The sequence below is a fragment of the Anaerocolumna jejuensis DSM 15929 genome (assembly GCF_900142215.1).
Classification (GTDB): Bacteria; Bacillota; Clostridia; order Lachnospirales; family Lachnospiraceae; genus Anaerocolumna; species Anaerocolumna jejuensis.
Genome location: NZ_FRAC01000019.1, coordinates 129,453 through 138,827, shown reverse-complemented (window position 1 = coordinate 138,827; position 9,375 = coordinate 129,453). Strand labels below are relative to the sequence as shown.

At 36.7% G+C, this 9,375-nt stretch carries 11 protein-coding genes; 9 read left to right on the top strand and 2 right to left on the bottom strand.

Features of this window, described 5'->3' with window-relative positions:
• On the top strand, positions 1-278 hold a 278-nt coding region (locus BUB77_RS18275), incomplete at its 5' end, for a transposase (protein ID WP_170866688.1).
• A 15-nt stretch (positions 279-293) separates the two neighbouring features.
• Positions 294-512: a beta-xylosidase family glycoside hydrolase gene (locus tag BUB77_RS30900; protein WP_170866687.1), complete on the top strand. Its 219-nt coding sequence runs from the start codon at positions 294-296 to the stop codon at positions 510-512.
• Between the two features lie 47 nt (positions 513-559).
• Here the strand turns inward: BUB77_RS30900 and BUB77_RS18270 are convergent, their stop codons facing one another.
• Complete coding sequence (locus BUB77_RS18270; protein ID WP_073278280.1) at positions 560-1,477, bottom strand: helix-turn-helix domain-containing protein; 918 nt, start codon at positions 1,475-1,477, stop codon at positions 560-562.
• Between the two features lie 129 nt (positions 1,478-1,606).
• Between BUB77_RS18270 and BUB77_RS18265 the strand changes: the two genes are divergently transcribed.
• The 4 genes from BUB77_RS18265 (at position 1,607) to BUB77_RS18250 (ending at position 5,859) form a co-directional block, all read left to right on the top strand.
• Positions 1,607-2,773 (top strand): MFS transporter, encoded by a 1,167-nt coding sequence (locus BUB77_RS18265; RefSeq protein ID WP_073278279.1) that lies wholly within the window; start codon positions 1,607-1,609, stop codon positions 2,771-2,773.
• Positions 2,774-3,002: 229 nt separating this feature from the next.
• A complete protein-coding gene (locus BUB77_RS18260; RefSeq protein WP_073278278.1) occupies positions 3,003-4,133 on the top strand; it encodes an acyltransferase family protein in 1,131 nt (376 codons plus the stop codon).
• The gene (locus tag BUB77_RS18255; RefSeq protein ID WP_073278277.1) at positions 4,130-4,810 is read left to right on the top strand and encodes a TetR/AcrR family transcriptional regulator; all 681 of its coding nucleotides are present in this window, start codon (positions 4,130-4,132) and stop codon (positions 4,808-4,810) included. Before BUB77_RS18260 ends, BUB77_RS18255 begins: the two co-directional genes overlap by 4 nt.
• Before the next feature lie 134 nt (positions 4,811-4,944).
• Positions 4,945-5,859 (top strand): CPBP family intramembrane glutamic endopeptidase, encoded by a 915-nt coding sequence (locus tag BUB77_RS18250; RefSeq protein ID WP_073278276.1) that lies wholly within the window; start codon positions 4,945-4,947, stop codon positions 5,857-5,859.
• A gap of 307 nt (positions 5,860-6,166) precedes the next feature.
• Here BUB77_RS18250 and BUB77_RS18245 read toward each other — a convergent pair whose 3' ends face one another.
• Entirely contained in the window at positions 6,167-6,673 is a 507-nt protein-coding gene (locus tag BUB77_RS18245) for a GNAT family N-acetyltransferase (RefSeq protein ID WP_073278275.1), read from the bottom strand.
• A gap of 509 nt (positions 6,674-7,182) precedes the next feature.
• On the opposite strand from BUB77_RS18245, the gene BUB77_RS29990 reads away from it, so the two are divergent.
• The 3 genes from BUB77_RS29990 (at position 7,183) to BUB77_RS18235 (ending at position 9,372) form a co-directional block, all read left to right on the top strand.
• Positions 7,183-7,350, top strand: coding sequence for a hypothetical protein (locus BUB77_RS29990; RefSeq protein WP_170866686.1), 168 nt, complete (start codon positions 7,183-7,185; stop codon positions 7,348-7,350).
• Between the two features lie 9 nt (positions 7,351-7,359).
• Complete coding sequence (locus BUB77_RS18240; RefSeq protein WP_073278274.1) at positions 7,360-8,370, top strand: lysylphosphatidylglycerol synthase transmembrane domain-containing protein; 1,011 nt, start codon at positions 7,360-7,362, stop codon at positions 8,368-8,370.
• A gap of 108 nt (positions 8,371-8,478) precedes the next feature.
• A complete protein-coding gene (locus BUB77_RS18235) occupies positions 8,479-9,372 on the top strand; it encodes a VOC family protein (protein ID WP_073278273.1) in 894 nt (297 codons plus the stop codon).
• The last annotated feature ends 3 nt before the right edge of the window (positions 9,373-9,375 follow it).

The following is a 9,375-nucleotide window of genomic DNA, read 5'->3' as shown; positions in this document are numbered from 1 at the left end:
CTCATAAATCAAATGAGACAAAAAACTTTCTTGCAACCATGCCAGAAGGAAGGTTTGAATTTGTATTTACCCCAACACATGGTTCATGGCTTAACATGATAGAAAGCTTTTTTGGAAAAATGACAAAACAAATGTTACGTGGAATTCGAGTTCAATCGAAACAGGAATTGGTTAATCGTATCTATCAGTATTTTAAGGAGGTCAATCAGGATCCAATCATATATCATTGGAAATACAAAATGGATGAGATTGATATCGGCAACACAAATGAAACTTAATAGGGTACTTATTAAATGGTCGCTGTACTAGTAATTCATGTTTATAATGATTATTACAGCTTTCATATTATGGCAGATGGCAAAGAAGTTCCTCTTGGTATAGCCCATACCAGATACCTCTCCTCGGAAGTTGCTGGGGGTTTCACAGGAGTTATTATCGGTTTATATGCGTATGGAGTGAACTGTGGTAATTACGCAGAATTTACTAATCTTAGATGTGAATATTTTGAGTAAGCTCAGGCTATATGATTTTCTAAGCGTAATTAACTGGGTTAGTCCGATTATTGTTTATGCTTTCGCCATTTAACAGGAGAAAAACCTACTTTTTCACGAAATACTTTGGTAAAATAGCTTTGATCCGAAAAGCCGCAGTTTTCACAGATCTCAGTCACTGACAAAGATGTTTCAACTAATAGCTCACTTGCCTTTTGTATTCGTAGATCAATTGTATATTGTTTTGGGGATATTCCAATTATGTGATTAAAGCATCGTAGGCATTCTCTTTTACTGACTGAAACGGCATCTGCTATCTGCTGTATTTGTATCGGCTCCATATAATGATGTTGGATAAAATCCAGCATTTTGCGTAAACGGTACAATTCAGAATAATTTTTAGCTTTCCTGTCAGAAATCCGTATATAACAATTCTCATATATTTGGCACAATATTTCTGATAAGTAGTTTCTCACTCTCAATTCGTACCCAAAATATTTCAAAGAAAGTAAATCATATGCTTGTTTTACGAGATTTAAAACAGTTTCCTGCCACAACTCCTCTCTTTTAAAAATAATATGTGACAAGTTTGCAGCTTCCACAAATGGACACATATATTTCTTCCAATAAACGCTATCTTTTGTGCCGTATATGAGTGATGGGAGAAACAGTATATTTGGGAATAGACATTTTACGTTATTTATCCCAGAGTATGCATGTAAAACACCAGAATTTATAAAAATACCCTCACCTTCAATAAGAATATATCGCTGCTCATTGATTGAAACTGTCAAACTTCCTTTTTCGACATAAGCGAGTTCTATTTCGTCATGCCAGTGCCAAGGATAGAAACTGTTGCAGTACTTATCAAGATAATTAACGCAGGGGAATTCTTCCGTACCGTGTTTTGTGATCTCACGTTGATTTACATCTAATGTAAAAATTGTATTATTACAGGTGTAACTATGTTTATGTTGTATTTCCAAAATTTATGTACCTCATATTCATTTAATGTATTGGCGCTTTTATTATATATTACTGCCTTTTTTTGATAGAATCAAGATAATAAGCGTGATATTATTATAAAATCAATATACAAAAGAAAGGTTTAAATAATGGCAACACTACTTTTAATTATAATATATATTGCTTTTATAGGTCTTGGCATTCCTGATTCTTTGTTTGGAACTGCATGGCCTGCAATCTATACTGAATTTGGGTTACCAATCGCTTCTGCAAGCTATGTAACTCTTTTAATCTCAGGAGGGACAGTGATATCAAGCCTGTTAAGTGCGAAAATTATTAGTCGATTTAGTACTGGTAAGGTTACAGCGGTCAGCACTTTCTTAACAGCTGCCGCCTTATTTGGATTTTCGTGTTCAGGAAATATGATTTGGCTTTGCTTATTTGCAATACCGCTCGGACTTGGCGCTGGAGCTATAGACACTGCATTGAACAACTATGTGGCACTTCATTATAAGGCAATGCACATGAACTTTCTGCATTGTTTTTATGGCATTGGTGTTTCATTGAGCCCTTATCTGATGTCAGTATCTCTCATGGGTAAAGCAGGTTGGCGAGGTGGCTATCGAACGGTTTTCTATTTTCAGCTTACAATTGCCTTTATAATGATTTTGGCATTGCCTCTTTGGAATAAAGTAAAGGATGCTGTTTCTGCAGAGGAGCAGGAGACACATAGTTCTATCGGTATCCTTCAACTTTTGAAAATGCCTTCTGTTCGTATAACAGGATTAATATTTATAGGTTCATGTGCCATTGAATATACCTGTGGAATATGGGGAAGCACTTTTTTGGTAAATACAAAAGGAGTAGCGACAGAATTTGCAGCGAGAATGATTACATTCTACTATTTCGGTATGGCATTAGGACGGTTTTTGTCAGGGATACTTTCCAATAAATTATCTGGTTGGAAACTTATTAAAATAGGTCAAAGTATTACATTAACGGCAATTTTAATACTGTTTTTACCGTTGCCTTCTTTTATTAGTGGAGTAGGATTATTTATGGTTGGTCTGGGGAATGGTCCGATTTATCCAAACTTGATTCATCTTACCCCTCAAAACTTCGGTAAAGAACTATCACAGTCTGTGATGGGAGTACAAATGGCAGCTTCTTATATAGGAATTATGCTTATGCCTCCGCTTTTTGGAATGTTGGCTCAAAATATCAGTGTAAGACTTTTTCCTTATTATCTTCTGATTTTGTTTGGAATCATGGTTGGAGCTACATACCTTCTGGTACGAATGCTAAAAAAGCAATAATTTTGATTAAATCGGGCAATAATTGAGGTCAGAAATTACAAATTCCGGCTCAATAATTGCCCTTTTTTCAAAAAAATTCGGACAGCAAATGTTTATGGATAATAATGTGCAAACGATATTTTTATAATGGCAGAAATAATTTTTTTAATTCAACTGCTTTACAAATCAAAAAACTATGTTATTATATGAATGAATGATTCATTCATATAATAATCGCTGGAGGTTTTTAATGGAAAATATTAAGGCAAAAAGAAGGTATGACTTAGATTGGATTCGCGCTATTGTAGTTATAAGTATTATTTTTTATCATGTTTGCGATATGTTTATTTTAAACAAAGACATTGTTATTTTTGCAAGAGCTGATACAGAGTTGATATTCTGCAAATATATTCAAATGTTTTTAGCAAGATGGCATATGGTAATACTCTTTCTGATATCAGGTATGGCTTTGTTTTATTCAATGAAACAAAGAAGTGCAGGCAGCATACTGAAAACAAGGGTATCAAAGATTTTGATTCCAATGATATTGGGGTGCGTGTTTTTAAACCCAGTCACATCTTATTTATATGGATTAAGTATTGGAAGAAAGCAATCCTTTATGGAGCAAATAAGATTATTTTTCACCTCCGTATCAGAAAATATGGAGGCAACGACAACCGGGTTCGGGCCGATGCATTTATGGTTTTTGCTTTATCTGTTTGTATTTACATTGGTGTGCCTGCCATTTTTTAAGAAATGGGCTTGCATAATACAAAATAAACATTATAATAAAGCAATAGAATTTATGACAAAACCTATGATGTTGTTAGTAATCTGCCTGCCATATCCGTTACTGTTCTGGCTCTTCCCATTTTCAGGAGAAAGAAATCCAATCGGATATTTATATGTATTTGTTATGGGTTATTTCTTTGCAACGGATGACAGGATTCAAAAGGCTTTGGATCGTGATAAGTATGGATACACTTTTATATCGGCAGTTTTATTAATACTGTTTTACTACTGGGAAGTGGGCTGCCATTTTGATACAATTGATGAAATGTACAGTGTCCGTGGCTATGCCGCAAAGCTTGTCAGGCTGTTAATAAGCTTTTCTGTTTTGGGAATAGGCCATACCTGCATTCCTGCAATGAAAAGTAAAATTTTATCTTTTCTAAATAAGATATCTTTTCAGCTTTATATTGTACATATGCCAATTATGATTTTTATAGCATTTGAAATATTTAAAATTGAGATAAATCCATATCTGCAATTTTTTCTTATAGTAAGTATGTCTTATTTCGTGACAATCCTTGTATGTGTGATTTATAATAGAGGAAAAGATAAGGTTATAAGCATAAGGAAAAGGGGAGGGTACTCATGACAGATGAGCGGTTATATAAAATATTCGATGGGGCGAGCAGTATGTTTATTAAACAGGGTTATACAAGGACCCAGATGAATCAGATAGCAAAGGCTGCCGGAATCGCTGTTGGCAGTATGTATAATTTATTTGAAAGCAAAGAAGCAGTGTATGGATTTGTTATTAAATGTATCATATCTCCCGGGTACATTAACAGTTCCTTCAGCTTGCCGATTACCGAAAAGGACTTTACAGGTCTGGAAGAAGAAATTCATTCCGTATTAATAAATAATTCAAAAGAATTTGATAAGCATAAAGAAGAAATTCCCGCAGGATATAATTTCAAAAACATGTTATCCAATGCCTTTGATACTATTGAAAAATATTCCAGAGGATGTCTGATTTTCGAAAAAAACACAGATGTACATGAAGAATATGTTGAGCTTTACCGGCAATTCAGGTCTCACTTTTTTACGAGTGTCTATGAATATTTAAAGCTGTTTGAAAAACATGGGGATATTAGGAAAATAGAAGATTTGAAATTGGCAGCAAGATTTATTATAGAATCGATTTCATGGTGGACCATGGACCTTCCCTATAATGCGTTCGAGGTACAAGAAGAAATAACAGAAGAAGCTGCCAAAAAAGTTGTTATTGATGCGTTGTCCCATGCCTATGAGATAACAGTTACAATTTAGTGCTCCAGGCTTGCTGCATGGTGTAAGAGTATGGATTGGAAAATGCGGTGCATTTTTCAAATTTCTATTTCAGCATTATCGTATGCTCAATGCGATATGGATGGGGTTTAGCTGATAAATGTTTGGGAGGTCAAGTGAGAAATAGTAATCAGTATTTAAAAGAAAGTGATTTATTCCGGCAAGCAAGTACAAGCAGGGTTAAATATAATATTCCATTAACGATTATTGCTTATTTTTTATTGTGGTTAATTGGACTTGGGCTTGGCCGTTTATTGGCATCGGCGGTTCTAACTATACTTGGTTCTATAGGGGATATTGGTGAAACGGCTGCAGTTACATTAAAGAGATTCATAGTTTGTCTTACTCAGATAGCCTTTTTCTTTTCATGGGTAAAATTCGTAGAAAAAAGACAGGTGAGGTCTATTGGTTTTCAAGCCAGAAGGCCTTTAAAATCTTATACCTTTGGATTTTTGGCTGGTCTAAGTGCCATAACAGCAATTATCCTGATTTTACTTCTCACAGGGGCAATAAAACTAAACTATTATCCTATAGAGTATGGTTATATGGTATTGCATTTAGGAGCGATAGCATTAAGCTGGATGGTACAAAGTGCCTCGGAAGAAATTGCAATAAGGGGATGGCTGATTCCGAGCCTGGAAAAGAAATCCTCGCCCATTATGGCGATTTCTATCACATCAGTCATATTTGGCATTCTGCACCTGTTTAGTTCCGGAGTAACTGTTTTGTCTTTTACCAATCTGATATTATCGGGTATATTTTTTGCCGGTTATGCCATTCTTAACGGAAATATATGGGGAGTCTGCGGACTGCATTTTGCTTGGAATTTTGCTCTTGCAAATATCTATGGACTTCCTGTCAGCGGCTTTGCAGTGAATGGGGAAAAGATTTTTAAAGCGCAGCAAACAGGACCCAGGCTGCTCACAGGAGGAGATTTTGGTCCGGAGGGTGGACTTGTCACGACAATTATATTATTGGCTGGAATTGCTGTTTTAGTGCTGAAGTGGAAGAAAACGAATCTGGATAGTTAATTTAGATGTCAGAATGTGATGTTTATTTAATGTTTATTTGGAGTATAGAAATGCAATCAGCTCTCTTAAATGATCGAAGAAGAAATTTTCACTTTCGTACTTGAGCTTTTCGGAAAATTTATTAAAAATATCGTCTGTAAATTAAATGTTTGGTGCGTATAGTGAATCAGTACGGGACTTTTTAAAAGGTCCCGTACTTCTGACTATGGAGTTACTATTGAATTATAAATATGTAATAATTGAATTTTAATCTAATGGAAAGAGGATTCATGCCTTGGATAAACCAAAAAGGAATTTGTCAAATTTTTTACGAATTGAAAAAGAAAACATCCGCTAAAGTACCATCGTCATACTCGGTCCGAGGGTATGAATTGACTAATTCATAATTACCGTTTGTGTAATCACTAATCACTTTTTCCCAAAAATAGACAGATGGTAAATTTTTAGGATGTAGTTTTAACTGCCATTTTCCTTTGTGAATATCCAACACCTTAAAAAAAGCTTTTTTACCGACACCTGAACGTCGATATTTATACATTACAAAAAATTCAGCGATTTGAAAATCTGTAGCTCTATCATCGACTTCTGGTAAATCTATAACCATAACAAATCCCGCAAAATTCCCATCCACAATGATAAAATATGCCCATCGATTTTTTTCTGTCCAATAATAATCAAGATATTGATACCCGTACAATCCTAGCTTATTTACATCTCTATTGTCATATTGTGAAAACTCATAATCATATTTTTCCAGCAGATTACTGAGAATTTCCCTTTCTTCTAACTTAACACGCTGTAATTCCACATTCATGGATTGTCCTCCCATAAAATTCTGATTGATTAAATAATACCATAAACAAGTATAAAATTATAGCAGTGATTATTTATGCACATGTTTATATGCTAATCTATAATAATCGACTTTGTCTTCAGCCTGCAGCACAGGACTTACTAAAAGGTGCTGTGATTTAATCTTTACATCAAATTTCAAAATACAGGTAACATACCTCTGCAATCAATCTGCACCGCAGAAAAAACTATGGTATAATGGTATATATTTGAAATATTCGAGGGAGAGGAGGATATTAGTTGTCAGAGGAAAATTAACCATAAGAGCCCTTGCATCTTCCTTGAAAGAAATACTGAAGGAGATGCCTTTTTCTAAATTCAGTGTGATAGAATATAGCATTTTTACACATCTGTCCCATTTTAGGACAGTTTTCTTAAGCTGTCTAATGTATTTTGTGTGAAATTTTGTATAATGTAGGATAATCGGAAACATCATATTGATGAGAAGTATTCATGAGAGGAGATATAATCATGGAAGCAGAAGCAAGGTCAGCGGATTTGCAATTACCGGAAGTTGCAGTAAAGCTGTGTGCCAGGTGCATCCGTTTTGCAAAGGATTGGGAAGCCCAGGCAGTAAGACTTTGGGAGGAAAGAATCGGTACAAAAGAAAATAAGCAGTATGAAGCTGAATTAGGGTGATATCAGAGCATGAAAAACTGGATTTCCGGTCATAAAAAAATTAAAAGAATTCTGACGGGGGTTTTGATAGGGATAATCCTGTTTTTATGCAGGAAGCCTATTATTGATGGAATACAGGAAATGAGAAGGATTCCGGCAGATAAGATTGGATGGATAGTCCTGCTGTCCCTTTGTTATATGACGGCAGAGGGAGCTGTTGTGAAGCAGGTATCAGGAATTCAAGGCCGCCCTCTTTCTATTTTCAAAGCCTTGGAATGTGCCTATTACTGCGCTTTTTTGCGTATTGCAACCTTTGGCAGCGGAGCGGGGCTTGGTGAAATCTACTATCTTCATAAAGGCGGAATCGAAACGGCAAAAGCAACCGGACTAAGCCTGGTTCAATATATGCTGCATAAAATCACCATTGCCCTTTACGGCATTACGGGGTTTCTCCTCTTATACAAAATCATCAGAGAATATACAGGAGGTCTCCTTCCTTACATGGGAACAGCAATTGCCATTACAGCAGCAATCATAGCTGGAATCGTATTTATCGCATTGCCCTCAAAGGCATCTGCCTGGGTGTTATCCTTGCTGGTGAAGGTGGGCGGACGTCATGAAAAGGTAAAGAAAAAAGTGGATTTCCTGACAGAACAGGCAAGGCTTTTGCAGGAGGCTTCTGCTGAAATGCTAAAGGAAGGAAGAACACTGATAAAAATTATCCTTTTGAATCTGTTTAAATTTACCTGCTGGTACCTCATACCCTTTGTGGTTTACGGAAAGTATGGGGAGCTGTCGGCTGTCGGATGGATAGCCTTTACAGCTCTGACCAATATGCTGGCAGGTGTGATTCCAGCTCCCAGCGGCCTGGGTGCTCTGGAAGCGGTCTTTATTGTTATATATTCTTCTGTAATAGGGAGAGAACGGTCCATTTCCCTGGCAATCATATACAGGCTTGTTACAACCTTTTTGCCCTTTGCCATAGGAAGCATAATAGCCTGGAATCAGAGTAAATCCAAAGAAATACAGATATCGGACTGATAAAGCAGCTACCTATCCGTCTCGGCTTTTGAAGGAGGAAAAGCACTATTTATCGAAACTAATTCTAACAACAGCCATAATAAGAATTTTGAACAGGAGGTTAAAACAATGCAAAAAATAATTCCACATTTATGGTACGATAAAGAAGCAGTAGAAGCAGCACAATGGTATGTCAGTCTTTTTGAGGATTCAAGAATCATTAGCAGCAGCATAATTCCGGATACTCCGTCAGGCGATGCACAAACCGTTGATTTTCAGCTTGCCGGTATGAGATTTTCTGCAATCAGCGCCGGTCCTTACTTTGCCTTAAACCCGTCAATTTCTTTGATGGTAGCCTGCCGTAATGCAGAAGAAGTAGACCGGCTATATGCCAGTCTCTCTGCCGATGGAACAGAGCTCATGCCTTTAGGTGAGTATCCCTTCAGCAAACACTATGCCTGGATTCAGGACAAATACGGCCTCAGCTGGCAGCTTATGCTGGTCGGGAAAATAGAAGAACATCAAAGGATAAGACCAAGCTTGCTGTTTGCAGAGGATGCGTGCGGAAAAGCGGAAGAAGCCATTAATTACTATCTTTCTGTTTTTGAAGGGAGCAATAAGGGCTATGTAAACTATTACAAGGCAGGAGAGCCTATGGATGAAAGGGCAAAAATAAATTACAGCGAGCTGAATATCCGGGGAAATCAGTTCATTGCCATGGACCATGGCTTTGGCGGGGATTTTACGTTTAATGAAGCTTTTTCCTTTATGATACCTTGTGAAGACCAGGAAGAAATCGATTATTTCTGGGATAAGCTCTCCTTTGTTCCCGAAGCCGAGCAGTGCGGTTGGGTGAAGGACCAATTCGGAGTATCCTGGCAGATTGTACCGGAGAATATGAATGACATTATGGCCAATGGAACCAAAGAAGAAGTAAAACGGATGACAGAGGCATTTCTGCAAATGAAAAAGCTGGATATAGCTGCTCTTGAAAAGGCACGGTTATTTCCGCAAGAACGCTGACGG

Coding starts and splice junctions, on each gene's coding strand:
- BUB77_RS30900 (WP_170866687.1), top strand. CDS start 294: ATGGTCGCTGTACTAGTAATTCATGTTTATAATGATTATTACAGCTTT.
- BUB77_RS18265 (WP_073278279.1), top strand. CDS start 1,607: ATGGCAACACTACTTTTAATTATAATATATATTGCTTTTATAGGTCTT.
- BUB77_RS18260 (WP_073278278.1), top strand. CDS start 3,003: ATGGAAAATATTAAGGCAAAAAGAAGGTATGACTTAGATTGGATTCGC.
- BUB77_RS18255 (WP_073278277.1), top strand. CDS start 4,130: ATGACAGATGAGCGGTTATATAAAATATTCGATGGGGCGAGCAGTATG.
- BUB77_RS18245 (WP_073278275.1), bottom strand. CDS start 6,673: ATGAATGTGGAATTACAGCGTGTTAAGTTAGAAGAAAGGGAAATTCTC.
- BUB77_RS29990 (WP_170866686.1), top strand. CDS start 7,183: ATGGAAGCAGAAGCAAGGTCAGCGGATTTGCAATTACCGGAAGTTGCA.
- BUB77_RS18240 (WP_073278274.1), top strand. CDS start 7,360: ATGAAAAACTGGATTTCCGGTCATAAAAAAATTAAAAGAATTCTGACG.
- BUB77_RS18235 (WP_073278273.1), top strand. CDS start 8,479: ATGCAAAAAATAATTCCACATTTATGGTACGATAAAGAAGCAGTAGAA.